At 67.2% G+C, this 14,398-nt stretch carries 12 protein-coding genes; all 12 read right to left on the reverse strand.

Annotated elements, in window-relative coordinates; translation table 11 throughout:
* Positions 1 to 13 precede the first annotated feature (13 nt).
* Positions 14 to 655: a cell division protein SepF gene (locus B4400_RS17490; RefSeq protein WP_078311798.1), complete on the reverse strand. Its 642-nt coding sequence runs from the start codon at positions 653 to 655 to the stop codon at positions 14 to 16.
* A gap of 88 nt (positions 656 to 743) precedes the next feature.
* Positions 744 to 1,454, reverse strand: a complete 711-nt coding sequence (locus tag B4400_RS17495) for a YggS family pyridoxal phosphate-dependent enzyme (RefSeq protein WP_078311799.1) — start codon at positions 1,452 to 1,454, stop codon at positions 744 to 746.
* Positions 1,454 to 2,161: a peptidoglycan editing factor PgeF gene (gene pgeF, locus B4400_RS17500; RefSeq protein ID WP_078311800.1), complete on the reverse strand. Its 708-nt coding sequence runs from the start codon at positions 2,159 to 2,161 to the stop codon at positions 1,454 to 1,456. Before pgeF ends, B4400_RS17495 begins: the two co-directional genes overlap by 1 nt.
* Positions 2,162 to 2,198: 37 nt before the next feature.
* The gene (gene ftsZ / locus B4400_RS17505; RefSeq protein WP_078291569.1) at positions 2,199 to 3,347 is read right to left on the reverse strand and encodes a cell division protein FtsZ; all 1,149 of its coding nucleotides are present in this window, start codon (positions 3,345 to 3,347) and stop codon (positions 2,199 to 2,201) included.
* Positions 3,348 to 3,556: 209 nt separating this feature from the next.
* Positions 3,557 to 4,474 (reverse strand): cell division protein FtsQ/DivIB, encoded by a 918-nt coding sequence (locus B4400_RS17510; protein ID WP_078311801.1) that lies wholly within the window; start codon positions 4,472 to 4,474, stop codon positions 3,557 to 3,559.
* Positions 4,471 to 5,943, reverse strand: coding sequence for a UDP-N-acetylmuramate--L-alanine ligase (murC, locus tag B4400_RS17515; protein WP_078311802.1), 1,473 nt, complete (start codon positions 5,941 to 5,943; stop codon positions 4,471 to 4,473). The genes B4400_RS17510 and murC overlap by 4 nt, the downstream gene beginning before the upstream one ends.
* A complete protein-coding gene (gene murG, locus B4400_RS17520; protein ID WP_139361460.1) occupies positions 5,940 to 7,100 on the reverse strand; it encodes an undecaprenyldiphospho-muramoylpentapeptide beta-N-acetylglucosaminyltransferase in 1,161 nt (386 codons plus the stop codon). The genes murC and murG overlap by 4 nt, the downstream gene beginning before the upstream one ends.
* A gap of 44 nt (positions 7,101 to 7,144) precedes the next feature.
* Positions 7,145 to 8,704 (reverse strand): putative lipid II flippase FtsW, encoded by a 1,560-nt coding sequence (gene ftsW / locus B4400_RS17525; RefSeq protein WP_078311803.1) that lies wholly within the window; start codon positions 8,702 to 8,704, stop codon positions 7,145 to 7,147.
* A gap of 11 nt (positions 8,705 to 8,715) precedes the next feature.
* Positions 8,716 to 10,173 (reverse strand): UDP-N-acetylmuramoyl-L-alanine--D-glutamate ligase, encoded by a 1,458-nt coding sequence (gene murD / locus B4400_RS17530; RefSeq protein ID WP_078311804.1) that lies wholly within the window; start codon positions 10,171 to 10,173, stop codon positions 8,716 to 8,718.
* Between the two features lie 6 nt (positions 10,174 to 10,179).
* On the reverse strand, positions 10,180 to 11,259 hold the full coding sequence (gene mraY, locus B4400_RS17535; protein WP_078311805.1) for a phospho-N-acetylmuramoyl-pentapeptide-transferase: 1,080 nt from the start codon (positions 11,257 to 11,259) through the stop codon (positions 10,180 to 10,182).
* Positions 11,256 to 12,740 (reverse strand): UDP-N-acetylmuramoyl-tripeptide--D-alanyl-D-alanine ligase, encoded by a 1,485-nt coding sequence (locus B4400_RS17540; protein WP_078311806.1) that lies wholly within the window; start codon positions 12,738 to 12,740, stop codon positions 11,256 to 11,258. The genes mraY and B4400_RS17540 overlap by 4 nt, the downstream gene beginning before the upstream one ends.
* Positions 12,737 to 14,311 (reverse strand): UDP-N-acetylmuramoyl-L-alanyl-D-glutamate--2,6-diaminopimelate ligase, encoded by a 1,575-nt coding sequence (locus tag B4400_RS17545; RefSeq protein WP_078311807.1) that lies wholly within the window; start codon positions 14,309 to 14,311, stop codon positions 12,737 to 12,739. The genes B4400_RS17540 and B4400_RS17545 overlap by 4 nt, the downstream gene beginning before the upstream one ends.
* Between the last annotated feature and the right edge of the window lie 87 nt (positions 14,312 to 14,398).

Here is a 14,398-nt window from a genome sequence, read left to right on the forward strand (position 1 = left end):
CGGCTAAAGCTCTTTACTGGTAGGAGTAGAAGCCGCTCTCGGCGATCCGGCGGCGCTCCTCGGCGCTGACGTCGATATCGGACGGAGACAGCAGGAAGACCTTCGTCGCGACCTTGTCGAACGAGCCGCGCAGCGCGAACGCGAGCCCGGCCGCGAAGTCAACGACGCGCTTGGCATCCGCATTGTCCATCGACACCAGGTCCATGATCACCGGGGTGCCGTCGCGGAAACGCTCACCAATGGTGCGGGCCTCGCTGTAATCCTTGGGGCGCAGCGTGGTGATTTTCGACAACGGGCTTCCCTCTTCGAAGATGGCGGCGCGGCGCGGATCCATGGCCAGCGCGCCACGGGTGGGGGCGCTACCCCGTAGCGAGCCCAAACGCGGTGCCGGACGATCGAATTCGCGCGGTGCCGGATGGCGGGTGGCAAAACGGTCTTCCTCGGCGTAGCCCGCCGGGCCAGCCGGTCGGTAGCCGGGCTCGTCGTAGCCGTACTCGGCATCGTCGGCGAACCGCTCGCCACGACGCGGGTACCGACGGTCCTCGGCGGACGCGCGGCGGGGCGCGGGAGCGTCGACATCGTCGTAATACTCGTCGTCGTAGTCGTCCATGGGAGCCATGCCGAAGTAGGCCTTGACCTTGTGCAGCGTGCTCATCGCGTGACCTTCCGTGCGTGGGCTATATGGAGTTCAGTTGTTCGCTCGGTCTCTACAGCTGTGTTGCAAATGTGACTGGAGTGACGATCTACCGTGACGTTAGCGGTCGTTGCGCCATCAACGCCGTTCCGACACGCACACAAGTGGACCCATATTTAATGGCGGTCTCCAGGTCGTTGGACATTCCTGCCGACAAGCGATTCGCGTGTGGATAGCGCTGGCGGACGCGTTCGTGTTCTTGCTGGAGCCGATGAAAGGCCTGGTCGGGATCGGCCTCGCGCGGAGGCAGAGCCATCAGGCCGACGAGCTCCAGATGCTCGCTGGCGACCACCTGCGCGCATAGCTCGTCGATCCCCGCGAGGTCCGCGATATCCACCCCGCCCCGGGTGGTGTCACCGTCCAGGCTGATCTGGAGATAAACGTGCAGCGGCTCGCGCTCCTCCCCCGCCCCGCGACCGGCATCCAACGCGGACACCAGCCGCGAGTTGTCCACCGAATGCACCGAATACGCCCAGTGCGCAACCGACTTCGCCTTGTTGCGCTGCAGATTGCCCACCATATGCCAGTGGATATCCGCGTGGCCGACCTGCTCCACCTTGGCGGCGGCCTCCTGATCTCTCGATTCCCCGAACGCGCGGCAGCCCAACCGATACAGCTCCTCGACGTCGGACGCCGGGAAAAACTTGGTGACGGGTAGCAATTGGATGTCGTCGGGATCGCGGTCGGCGGCCCCGGCGGCGGCGCGGACCCGCTCCCGCACCGCGTCCAGTGCGGTGCTCAGTTCATCGGCACGAGACATCAGCTGAGCCAGATCACCGATGCCAGTCGGCCGGTACGCGGCTCCCGGCGATAACTGAACAGATCGGAATCCTCCACGGTGCACCGCGGATCGATATCAATGGCCGTTACGCCCAATCCGGCGAGCTGGCGGGCAATTCCGGCACGCAGATCCAGGCCCGGCGTGCCGGCGCCGGTCGTCGTGCGACTCCCCGGCAGCGCCGTCTCGACATCCGTGGCCATATCGGCTGGCACCTCGTAATACCGACCGCTTACCGCCGGCCCGAGAAAGGCCGAGATACGGCCGACCTCCGCACCGGCTTCCACCATGGCGTCGACGGTGCGCGGCACGATGCCGAGTTTGGCGCCGACCCGACCGGCGTGGGCACCCGCGATGACTCCCGCGCTCGCATCGGCGAGTAGCACCGGGACGCAGTCCGCGGTCAGGACCGCGAGCGCGATACCGGGTTCGGTGGTCAACAACGCGTCGGTGTCCGGGATAACCGATGTGCCGGGCCCCTCGACGCGGTGCACGTTGTCGCCGTGAACCTGCTGCATCCAGATCAGATGATCGTCCGGCAAGCCCAGCGCGCCCGCGAGGCGTGACCGGTTAGCAGCCACCGCATCGGGGTCGTCACCCACGTGATCGCCGAGGTTGAAACTGTCAAAAGGTGCGCGTGACACGCCACCACGCCGGGTGGTGGTGACACGTCGAACTCGAAAACCCATACGTCAGAGGGTAGTTCGTCGGTTAAACAGCAAGCCGTCAGCGCCGCATGAAGGGTGGCACGTCGACATCGTCCTCGTCGCCGCCGAGCGTCACCGTGGCACCGTTGGTGTCCCGGGGCAGGCTCTGCGCGTCGATGGTGTCGAAAATGCTGGTCCCGTTGGAGCCGTTGACCTGACCGGCCTTACCGGGGGCGACTGTTCCCGGGGCAGCCGTGCCGCTGATGGGCTTGCGGCTGGGGCCACCGGCGTCGAAACCTGCGGCGATGACGGTGACGCGCACCTCGTCACCCAGGGAATCGTCAATGACCGTACCGAAGATGATGTTGGCTTCGGGGTGCGCCGACTCCTGCACCAGCGAGGCCGCTTCGTTGATCTCGAACAGACCCAGGTCGCTACCGCCGGCAATCGACATCAGCACGCCTTGCGCGCCTTCCATCGACGCCTCGAGCAGCGGCGAATTGATCGCGGTCTCTGCGGCTTTGAGTGCCCTGCCGTCGCCACGCGACGAGCCGATGCCCATCAGGGCACTACCGGCGCCGGACATGACGCTCTTGACGTCGGCAAAGTCGACGTTGATCAGACCCGGCGTGGTGATGAGATCGGTGATGCCCTGGACGCCGTTGAGCAGCACTTCGTCGGCGCTGCGGAATGCATCCATGAGCGATACCGCGGCGTCGCCCATCTGCAGCAGGCGATCGTTGGGGATGACAATGAGGGTGTCGCAGCTCTCGCGCAGCGAGCCAATTCCGTTCTCGGCCTGGCCACTGCGGCGCTTGCCCTCGAACGAAAACGGCCGGGTGACCACACCGATGGTCAACGCACCGAGCTTGCGCGCGATGCTGGCCACTACGGGCGCACCACCAGTACCGGTGCCACCGCCCTCACCGGCCGTGACGAAGACCATGTCGGCACCCTTGAGGAGTTCCTCGATCTCGTCCTTGGCATCCTCGGCCGCCTTGCGCCCCACGTCGGGGTCCGCACCCGCGCCCAGGCCGCGCGTGGAGTCGCGGCCGACGTCGAGCTTGACGTCGGCGTCGCTCATCAACAGCGCTTGCGCGTCGGTGTTGATCGCGATGAACTCGACCCCCTTGAGGCCGTGCTCGATCATCCGGTTGACGGCGTTGACGCCGCCGCCACCGATGCCGACGACCTTGATCACCGCGAGGTAGTTGTGTGGAGGCGTCATGGTCGCCTTCCTCCCTGGTTGCTGCCGTGGTCTGGGTAGCTAGAGCCTCTCTGCAAACTCTCAACCTCTACCTCAGGCTTAGAGTTATGTCAGGTTGTCCCGCTGAAACAGAACGGTAGGGGGCGCGGGATAGCGGGCCCGGGAGGCGCGCCGAAGGATGCCGGGATTTTCCCGTGGCTATTTCCAGAAACCGCGAGCAGAGCGGTCGCTTACTTGACCGTGGTCAGATCCGGGCTGGACACGTCATACATCCGGCCGGGCTGCGTGAGCAGCGCCCCCAGTTTCTCCGCCTTCTCGGCGGTGCGATCGGTAGTCCCCCACACGATGGTTCGACCGTCGTCGAGCGTCAGCGTGATCGACGACACCGACGGCGCCGCGACCTTGGCCACCTGCCGCGCCAGATCGGGAGCCAGCGAGGTGAGCACCTGCAGCGCCGCCTTGGTCGTCGGGTCCTGAGGCCCCGGAGCCACCACGTCGAGCACCGGGATGCCCGGCGGCGGCGGTTCGTTGGCGAAGTCCACCCCGTCGCGGTCAATGAGGTGCGTGCCGTCGCTGCCCACCCATCCGGCAACCGGCACCCGCTCGACGATCGTGACGCGCAGCGTGGACGGATACTCGCATTGCACCCGCGCGCTGGCCACCCGGCGGATGCTGGCCACCCGGTCCGCGGCCGCGACGGTGTCGATCTGCAGCAGCCGGGTTCCCTGCGCGATGTTCAGTGCACCAAGGACATCCTGTTGGGTCACCACTCCGGTGCCGGTAACCACCGTCTGGCGCACCGACATCAGCGGTGTGAAGTACAGAATTGCTCCGAGCCCCACCGTGATCAACGTCAGCAGTACCGCGAGGAGCAGGGTGTGCAGACCCTGAACCTTCCCTCGGCCCGCGCCCTTGCCCTGGTCGACGTGCTTGCCCTTGGCCGCGGCCTTCGCCTCGCGCCTCGCCTGCTCCAGGGCGATCGCGCGCCGCTGCGCATCCCGGCGCTCCATCCGCTCGCGCCTGGCCCGCATCCGCGGCCCCTCGTCGGCGTCGTCCTCGCCGACGGCCTCAGCGGTGGAGTCCTCGATCTCATCGGGTTCCGGGGCCGACTCCGCCGCGCCCTCGGAAGTCTTGTCCGACTCGCTCATTGACCATTCCTCGGCGGCGGCCAGTCATTGGCCCGCACGCGCAATGCACGCACGATCTCCTTACCCTGCAGCGTGACATCGCCAGCGCCCATCGTGACCACCAGATCCCCGGGCGCCGTGGCGGCAGCGACCTGATCAGCCACCGTCGACAGGTCGCGCAGGTAATGCACCGGCACCCCGGTGATCTGCTCGGCGATCAGCGCACCGCTGACACCCGGGAGGGGAGCTTCCCGCGCCCCGTAGACATCAAGCACGAACACCAGATCGGCGATGCTCAGCGCCGCGGCGAACTCCGTGGCGAAAGCGGCTGTGCGCGAGTACAAGTGCGGCTGAAAGACGACAACGGAACGTCCATGTCCCTGCTGCGCGACAATCCCGGAAACAGCCTGCAGCACCGTGCGCACCTCGGTCGGATGGTGCGCATAGTCATCAAAAACCCGGACACTCTCGACCTGACCGACCAGTTCGAATCGACGGCGCACACCCTCAAATCCGGCCAGACCGTCGAGCACACCCTCGACGGAGGCCCCGATCTCGGCGGCGGCCACCACGGCGGCCAGCGCGTTCAGGGCCATATGCCGTCCGGGCACCGACAACCGCATGGTGCGTGGGGTGCTCTCGCCCGTCAACTGAATCTGGGCGATGGCTCCGGTGTCCCGGAACTGCCAGTCCCGCAAGCGCCCGGCCACCGGGACATTCCCTGCCTCGGCCTGATCGACGCTGCCGTAGCCACGCACCCGGATACCGCGCTCATGGGCCCGGCGCGCCAATGCCGCCGCACCCGGATCATCGAGGCACACCACCAGAACCCCTTCGGGGCCAAGGGTTTCGGTGAACGCGTCAAACACTGCCGTGTAGGCCTCGACACTGCCGAAATGATCGAGGTGGTCGGCCTCGATATTGGTGACGATGATCAGATTGGGCCGGTACTGCAGCAGGGAGCCGTCGCTTTCGTCCGCCTCTGCCACGAACACGTCCCCGCTGCCGTGGTGCGCGTTGGTACCGGCTTCGTTGAGCTCGCCGCCGACCGCGAACGAGGGGTCGTACTCGCAATGCTGTAGCGCCACGATGAGCATCGAGGTGGTGCTGGTCTTGCCGTGTGTTCCGGTCACCATGAGGGTGCGGTAACCGGCCATCAGGTCCGCGAGCACGACGGGGCGCAGCAGGATCGGTATACCGCGCCGATTCGCTTCCACCAGTTCGGGATTGGTCTTGGGAATGGCGGCATGGGTGGTGACGACCACGGTCGGACCGCCCGGCAGCAGATCCAGGGCAGCACCGTCGTGGCCGACGTTGACGACGGCGCCGCGGGCACGCAGCGCGAGCACGCCGCGGGACTCTTTGGCGTCGGAGCCCGATACCTGCGCTCCCCTGTCTAGCAGAATCCGTGCGATACCGGACATTCCGGCGCCGCCGATACCGACCATGTGCACGCGGCGCAGGTGCTCCGGGAGTGGACCGACGTTCATCGCGAGGTGCCCCGTCTCTGAGAACGCCGTTCTCGGGCGACATCCAATGCCACCTGAGCCACCTGCCGCGCGGCGTCCGGATGTCCGGACAATGCGGCGGCCGACGTCATCGTGGCAAGTTTGCCGGAATCGGACAATATCTCGATCACCATGTGCGCCAATGTCTCCGGAGTGAGGTCGCGATCCGCGACGATGACCCCGCCGCCGGCATCGACAACCGGCAACGCGTTGAGACGCTGTTCGCCGTTGCCGATGGGCAGCGGTACATAGATGGCGGGCAGCCCGACCGCCGAAACCTCCGCGACGGTCATCGCGCCGGACCGGCATACCGCGATATCGGCCGCGGCGTACGCCAGGTCCATCCGGTCCAGGTACGGCAGGGCCACATACCTGGGGACACCCGGGCCCTCGTCAGGTCTCGGCTCGGGCAACTCGATCGTGTTCTTCGGCCCGTGCGCGTGCAGCACCGAAACCCCCGCAGAGGCAAGGTCATTGGCGGCTGCCGAGACGGCATTGTTCAGGGACACGGCACCTTGGGAACCACCGAACACGAGCAGCACCAGTGCGTTGTCGTCAAACCCGTAGTGGGCGCGCGCCTCCTGCCGCAACGCGGCACGATCCAGCGCCGTGATCGACCCGCGAACGGGCACGCCGACCACCTCCGCGTGGCGCAGTCCCGAATCCGGGACCGCGGACAACACCCGCTGTGCGCGGCGCGCTCCAACCCGATTGGCAAGGCCGGCACGAGCGTTCGCCTCGTGGATAACCACCGGAACGCGGGAACGGCGCAACGGCCCGCGACGAGCCGCCAGATAGGCGGGAAGGGCCACATAACCACCGAAGCCGATCACGACGTCGGCCCCGACATTGTCGAACACCGCCCGCGTCTGCCGCACCGCCTGGCGCACCCGGAGTGGCAATCGCACCAGGTCGCCCGTGAGTCGCCGCGGCAGTGGCACCGGGACGATGAGTTCCAGGTCGTAACCACGATCGGGCACCAGCCGCGTCTCCAGGCCGCGCTCGGTGCCCAGTGCGGTGATCCGCACCGACGGGTCGATCTCGCGCAGCGCGTCGGCGACCGCCATGGCGGGCTCGACGTGACCCGCGGTACCGCCACCGGCTAGCACCACCGAAAGCGGCCGAAGTTCATCACTCACTCCGGGAGCATCCTTTCGGTCTGACAGCAATCACATGTCGGCAGCTATCGATGGGTTCGGGCGCGTGAACCCCCGGCCCGGGATTGCTCACGGGTCCGGCCGCTCGCACGCGTGCCCGAGGCCCTGCGCACCTGCTGTACCTGCCTATGATGCCCTGCCTCGCTCTCGGAGCGTGCACGTGGCGTGCGCTTGGCGCCTTGTTTGGGCTCTGCCTGCCGTGGTCGATCGGGCCGCGGCTTGGCCGTCTCGGTGCTGCGCACGGCCGACTTGGCACGGAGCCGATCACGTGCGGTATCGATCCGCGGGGCCACGTACGGCTCCGGCGACGGGAGCCGCAGCACCCTGTTCATCCGGTCACCCGAACCCGCGCGCAGGGCAGCGACGGCCTCGGGTTCATGGCGCGCCGCGTTGGCAATAAGACCGATCATGAAAAGGGCTGTGGCCGTCGCTGTTCCACCCGAGGAGATGAGCGGGAGCTGAATACCGGTCACCGGCAGCAGGCCGATCACGTACCCGATGTTGATGAAGGACTGGCCGATGACCCACATGCCGGCAGTGGCGGTCAGCATCCGCAGGAACGGGTCAGCACTGCGCTTGGCGATGCGCATGGCGGTGTACGCGAACACCCCGAACAGGGCCAGTACCCCGAGGCAGCCGACGAAGCCGAGCTCCTCGCCGATGATCGCGAAGATGAAGTCGTTGTGGGCGTTGGGCAAGTAGTGCCACTTGGCGGAACCCTGCCCCAGCCCCTGGCCGAAGAAACCACCCTGGGCCAGCGCGAATCGGGCCTGCCGCGACTGATAACCCGTCGCCTGCGGGTCCGCCGAAGGATCCAGCCAGGCCTTCACCCGGTCAGAGCGATACCCGGCAGAGACGGCGAGGATGGCCGCCGCCAGCACGGCGGCCACCACCGAACTGAGGAACACCTTCAGCGGCAGCCCGGCATACCAGAGCAGCGCCAACAAGATGATGCTCATGGAGACCGTCTGCCCCAGGTCGGGCTGGATGACGATGAGGACGAGCGCGATCAGCGCGGCGGGCACCAGGGGAACGAGCATCTCGCGCAGTGACGCCTTCTCCATGCGACGCGATGCCAGCAGATGCGCACCCCAGATCGCGAAGGCGATCTTGGTGAGCTCCGAGGGCTGCATCGACATGCCGCCATAGACGAACCAGCCGCGAGAACCGTTGGAGTACGTGCCAATTCCGGGTACGAGCACCAGGGTGATCAGGACGATGGTGAAGACGAAGGCCGGAAAGGAGTACTTGCGCATCACCCGGATAGGGGTGCGCAGCGCGATGTAGAAACCAACCAGGCCTACACACACCCAGAGCACCTGCTTGCCGAAGACGGCCCACGCCGATCCGTCCACGTCGTAGGACTCGACGCCCGATGCGGACAACACCATGATGAGCCCGAGTGTGGTCAGCAACGCGGCCGTCGCGACGATCAGGTGAAACGACGTCATGGGCCGGTTCAGCCAGGCACCCAGCCGAGTCCGGGCCACCAACCCATCGGACTTCACGGCGGAAGACTTCTTGGCCGGCGTGGTCGCGTTCTTGGAGCGGAAAATTCTGGCGAATGGGGCGGTCAGGGCCGACACGTCGCTGTCACCTAACCGGTAAGTGCGTGCACCGCTGCGGCGAATCTGTCGCCACGCTCGGAGTACCCGCTGAATTGGTCGAAGGATGCGCCAGCCGGAGCCAGCAGCACGGTGTCGCCAGGCTGGGCCACTGTGCTGGCGTGCCGGACGGCCGCGGACATGACCCGGGTACCCACGTCAGTGCCACCCCCATCCGCCTCATCAGTCACATAGACCACATTTGCCTCTTGCACCCCAGCATCCTCGCGCGTCACAACCGCAACTACGGGTACATCCGGCGCGTGTCGCGCCAAAGCCTCAGCGATCAGGCCTCGATCCGTGCCGATCAGCACAACTGCGCCTAGCCGGTCGGCACAACCGCGCACCAGATCATCGACCGCCGCGCCCTTGAGCAACCCCCCGGCGATCCAGACCACACGCCGATACGCGGCGATGGACGCCGCGGCCGCATGCGGATTGGTGGCCTTCGAGTCATCCACATACGCGATGTCGCGACGCACAGCGACCAGCTCGGCCCGGTGCCGCCCCACCTGAAAGGCTCCCAACGCGCGGGCAACGGCCTCGGCGGGAACGCCCGCCGCGCGGGCCAGCGCGGCGGCGGCCAGTGCGTTGAGCACACCGATCGGACCCCCCACCGGAAGCTTTGACACCTCGATCAGCGGCACGTCAGCCCCGAATGCCCGGTCCACCAGCCAGCCGTCGCGCACCCCGAGCTCTCCGGGCGCGGGCTCACCGGTGCGAAATCCCGCCGTGATCGGCGCCGACGCACCGGAAAGCAGCCCGGCCGCCACCGCATCGTCCATACCGACGACCGCGACCTCACCGTTGAGCGCTCGTGCCTTGTCCCGGGTGTAGGCGTCCATTCCCCCATGCCAGTCGAGGTGATCCTCGGCCACATTGAGCACCACGCCGGCCGCCGGGCGCACCGACGGCGCCCAATGCAACTGGAAGCTCGACAGCTCGACGGCGAGATAGTCGACATCGCGAGCCAATACATTCAAAACCGGGTCGCCGATGTTCCCGCACAGTGCACTCGTACGCCCCGCTGCGGTCAGCATCTCGTGGACCATGGCCGTGGTCGTGGTCTTTCCGTTGGTTCCGGTGACCACCAGCCACTGCTTGGGCGGTCCATACCGACCGGAAACGTCCAGACGCCACGCCAATTCGACGTCGCCCCAGATGGGCAACCCGGCCTGAACGGCGGCCATGACGACAGGTGAGGATGGACCGAAGCCGGGGCTCACGATCACCAGGTCCTGGTCGGTCATGGAGCGCTGCGCCTCTGCGGTGGTGAGCGCTCCACGCCCTGCTTCGCGATGACGCTGCAGAGCTTCCTCGTTGTCATCGCAGACGGTGATGAGGAGGTCGAATCCGGCCAGCGCGGCCACCACGGCATCGCCGGTGACACGCGCACCGCAGACCAGAACTCTTGTCCCGCCGGCCAGTTCCGGCACATCAGAAGCGGTCATGGCCGGTTAGTCACCGATCGTGGCGAGCCACTCGCCATAGAACAGGGCCAATCCCAACCCGCAGGCGATCGCCGTCAAGAGCCAGAACCGGATGATGACCGTGGTTTCCGCCCAGCCCAGCAGCTCGAAATGATGATGGAACGGCGCCATGCGGAACACCCTGCGCCCGGTGGTGCGGAATGCGGCGATCTGCAGGACCACGGACACGATCTCGGCCACAAACAGCGCGCCCAGCACCACGGCGAGCAACTCGGTCCGGGTAGTCACCGACAGGCCCGCGATGATGCCGCCCAGAGCGAGCGATCCGGTGTCCCCCATGAAGATCTTGGCGGGTGCGGCATTCCACCACAGGAACCCGATACACGCTCCCGCGGTTGCCGCCGCGATCACCGCCAGGTCCAGCGGGTCACGCACGTTGTAGCAGGCGACACCGGGATGTGTGGAGCAGGCGTTGCGGTACTGCCAGAAGGTCACGATGACGTAGGCGCCGGTGACCATGGCCATACATCCACCGGCCAGCCCGTCCAGGCCATCGGTGAAGTTGACGGCGTTGGACCACGACATCACCAGAATCACGCAGAAGAGCACGAAGACAATCGCGGGCATCGCGACGGTGGCGATCTCGCGCACGTAGGAGAGCTGCGGACTGCCGGGCGTCAACCCGTCGGTGTTCCGGAACTGCAGCACCAGCACGCCGAAGACGAGTGCCGACAGGATCTGGCCGACGGTCTTGGAGGTCTTGTTCAGGCCGAGGTTACGTGCCTTGCGAATCTTGATGAAGTCGTCGATGAAACCGACTCCTCCAAGCATGGTGCCCAACGCCAGCACCAGCAGCCCGGACGCCGAGGGGCCATCGGACCCGAACGCGATGCCAATCAGGTGTGACCCGAAGTATCCGGCCCACATACCGGCCAGGATCGCGACGCCGCCCATCGACGGGGTACCGCGCTTTTTCTGATGATGCTGCGGACCGTCGTCCCGGATCTCCTGGCCGAAGCCCTGGCGCGAGAACACCCGGATGAGCACCGGGGTGAGCATGATCGAGACCAGGATCGCGATCCCGGCCGCGATGATGATCTGCCTCATGCGCCAACCACCTTCAGCAGCTCATCGGCCACGACCCACAGCCCGGCCGACTGCGATGCCTTGACCAGCACCACATCGCCCGCGGCCAGCTCGTCGGCCAGCAGCGTGGCGGCTGCCGCAGGATCGTCCACCAGCACCGCCTCGGACCCCCACGACCCCTCCATCACTGCACCCGCATGCATTGCCCGCTGCGACCTCCCGATTCCGACGACTACCAATCGACTGACATCTAAGCGCACGGCGGCCCGTCCGATGCGGTCATGCTCGGATATCGCGTCGGGCCCCAGCTCTGCCATCTCCCCCAGCACCGCCCAGCTGCGGCGGGATTCTCGCCCGTGGCGGGCCATGGAGACCAGGGCCTTCAGCCCGGCCATCATCGAATCAGGGTTGGCGTTGTACGCGTCGTTGATGACCGTGACACCGTCATCTCGGGTGCTGACCTCCATGCGGCGCCGCGATACCGGCCCCGCCCCGGCGAGTGCGTCAGCGACCTGCGCGAGGGTCGCGCCGCATTCCAGGGCGACCGCGGCGGCGGCCAGCGCGTTACCCACCTGGTGCTCACCATGCACGGCCAGCTGGACCGGTACGGCCTCGTCACCGGCATGCAGGGTGAAGCGGGCACGCGCCAGATCGTCGACACTCACCTCGCTCGCCCAGATATCGGCGGTGCTGTGCACGCTGGTGCGCACCACTCGCGCCGGTGTCTTGGCCGCCATGGCGGCCACCGCAGAGTCGTCGGCATTCAGCACCGCCACACCATCACTCGAAAGTGACTGCGGCAGTTCGCCCTTGGTATCGGCGATGGCCTGTCGCGAGCCGAACTCACCCAGATGTGCCGTGCCGACGTTGAGTACGACACCGATCGATGGCGGCGCGATGGCGGCGAGGTCCGCGATGTTTCCGGGCCGGCGGGCCGACAGCTCCAACACCAGGAACCTGGTCGATTCGCTCGCCCGCAGGACGGTCCAGGGGTGACCGAGCTCATTGTTGAAGGATCCGGGAGGAGCCACCACCTCACCGAGCGGGCTGAGCACCGCGGCGATGAGGTCCTTTGTCGACGTCTTTCCCGACGAGCCGGTGACGCCCACGATGCGCAGCCCCCGCCCGGTGAGCCGTCGAGCCACCTCGGCCGCCAGCGCTGCGGTCGCGGCCAGCACCGCAGCACCCGACCCATCCGAATCATGTTCCAGTGCCGACACTTCGGTGCGTGCCACGCCGGTCGGCGACACCACGATGGCCGGCACCCCCACCGGCCTGGCGGCCAGCACGGCAACGGCACCGGCCGCGACGGCACCTTCGGCATGATCGTGGCCGTCGACCCGGGCACCCGGCAAGGCCAGGAACAGGCCACCGGGTCCCACGCGGCGCGAATCGAATTCAACGGTGCCGGTCACGGTCGTGGCCCGGGCCGCTTCGGCGCTGATTCCGTCGAGACGCCCACCGACGATCTCGGCGATCTCGGCGACAGTCATCTCAATCATTTCAGGCTCCCGCGTCTTTTCGAGCTCTCCAGGGCTTCCAGCGCGGCACGCAGCTCCACCCTGTCGTCGAACGGGACGGAAACCGCACCGACGCGCTGACCACTCTCGTGCCCCTTGCCCGCGATCAGGACGGTATCCCCCGGTCGTGCCCATTCGGCGGCAAAGTCGATGGCGGCCCGTCGGTCGCCCATCTCGACTACCTCGGCATCCGACCCGCCTATCCCGGAGATTATTTCGGCGCGGATCGCCGCCGGATCCTCGTCGCGGGGGTTGTCGTCGGTGACCACCACCAGATCGGCCAGCTCCGCCGCGACCTGCCCCATATCGGCGCGCTTGCCACGGTCGCGGTTGCCGCCCGCGCCGAACACCACCGCCAGCCGGCCCTCGCGATGGCTGCGCAGGCTCTCCAGGACCGCGCGTAGCGCCCCGGGCTTGTGGGCATAGTCGACGACGGCCAAGAACGGCTGGCCGGCAACCACCGACTCCATGCGTCCCGGCACCCCGGCGGTCGCGATCCCCGGCGCGGCGGTCGCCGCCGGCACCCCGAGTAGTTCTATGATCGCAACGGCAACAAGGCAATTGGCCACATTGTAATGACCCGGTAGCGCGATACCGAGTTCAACGCCGCGCCCGGGACCCTGGGCGACAAACCGTTGACCGCCGTCGTAACCGACCGCCACACCCGAGCAGGTCCAGTCCGCGACGGCACCGGCGCGCGAGCTCACCGTGATGACGTCGGGACCCGCCACACGCGCCAGCTCGGCCATGGCGCGCCCGGCGTCATCGTCGACACAGATCACCGAATGCCGTGCCCGCTGCGGTGAATCACGCTGGAAGAGCCTGGCCTTGGTGGCGAAATAGTCCTCCATGTTGGGGTGGAAGTCGAGGTGATCTCGCGAGAGATTCGTGAACGCTCCCACCGTGAAGTGCGTGCCGTCCACACGGTTGAGCGCCAACGCGTGGCTGGACACCTCCATGACTACGGTGTCCACACCACGCTGCACCATTTCGGCCAGCAGCTCCTGCAGAGCCGGCGCCTCGGGGGTGGTCAGCGCACTGGGGACATCCTCGCCGTCGATCCGCACCCCGACCGTACCGATGAGACCGACACGCTTGCCCGCTGCCCGCAGACCTGCCTCCACCAGGTAGGTGGTGGTGGTCTTTCCGGAGGTTCCGGTGACACCCACCACCTGCACCTGCCGCGAGGGGTCTCCATAGACCGTCGCCGCGAGCTGACCGAGCACCGCGCGCGGGATGGGGTGAACCAACACCGCGATATCCGTGAGATCCGAGCCCTGATCCGCCAGCAGCTGGGCTCCCGCGGTGTCGGTGAGCACGGCCGTCGCCCCCGCGGCAACCGCCTCGGATGCGAACTGTGCGCCGTGCGCACTACTGCCGGGTAGCGCCGCGAAGAGGTCACCCGCGCGCGCGTCCTGCGCCCTGAGGGTGACTCCCGAGACGGTCGTGTCGGTGCGTGACCCGCGCAGTTCGGCCGAGACCAGTGAGGCGAGGTCGGACACCCGGTGCTGGCGTGTCCGCGGGAGGAACCGATGGGTTCCGGATGCCGCCACCAGTGATCACCTCCTGCCGTCGTTGTGCCGCCCCGGGTCCCTGGGCGTCAAACGACACTACCGGGCGGCCGCATACCCTTGACCCGA

The organism is Mycobacterium sp. D16Q13 (genome assembly GCF_002013375.1).
In the GTDB taxonomy this organism is placed as follows: domain Bacteria; phylum Actinomycetota; class Actinomycetes; order Mycobacteriales; family Mycobacteriaceae; genus Mycobacterium.

Excerpts from the sequence above, each read along its gene's own strand:
- B4400_RS17490 (WP_078311798.1), bottom strand. The coding sequence starts at position 655 with ATGAGCACGCTGCACAAGGTCAAGGCCTACTTCGGCATGGCTCCCATG.
- B4400_RS17495 (WP_078311799.1), bottom strand. The coding sequence starts at position 1,454 with ATGTCTCGTGCCGATGAACTGAGCACCGCACTGGACGCGGTGCGGGAG.
- pgeF (WP_078311800.1), bottom strand. The coding sequence starts at position 2,161 with ATGGGTTTTCGAGTTCGACGTGTCACCACCACCCGGCGTGGTGGCGTG.
- ftsZ (WP_078291569.1), bottom strand. The coding sequence starts at position 3,347 with ATGACGCCTCCACACAACTACCTCGCGGTGATCAAGGTCGTCGGCATC.
- B4400_RS17510 (WP_078311801.1), bottom strand. The coding sequence starts at position 4,474 with ATGAGCGAGTCGGACAAGACTTCCGAGGGCGCGGCGGAGTCGGCCCCG.
- murC (WP_078311802.1), bottom strand. The coding sequence starts at position 5,943 with ATGAACGTCGGTCCACTCCCGGAGCACCTGCGCCGCGTGCACATGGTC.
- murD (WP_078311804.1), bottom strand. The coding sequence starts at position 10,173 with ATGACCGCTTCTGATGTGCCGGAACTGGCCGGCGGGACAAGAGTTCTG.
- mraY (WP_078311805.1), bottom strand. The coding sequence starts at position 11,259 with ATGAGGCAGATCATCATCGCGGCCGGGATCGCGATCCTGGTCTCGATC.
- B4400_RS17540 (WP_078311806.1), bottom strand. The coding sequence starts at position 12,740 with ATGATTGAGATGACTGTCGCCGAGATCGCCGAGATCGTCGGTGGGCGT.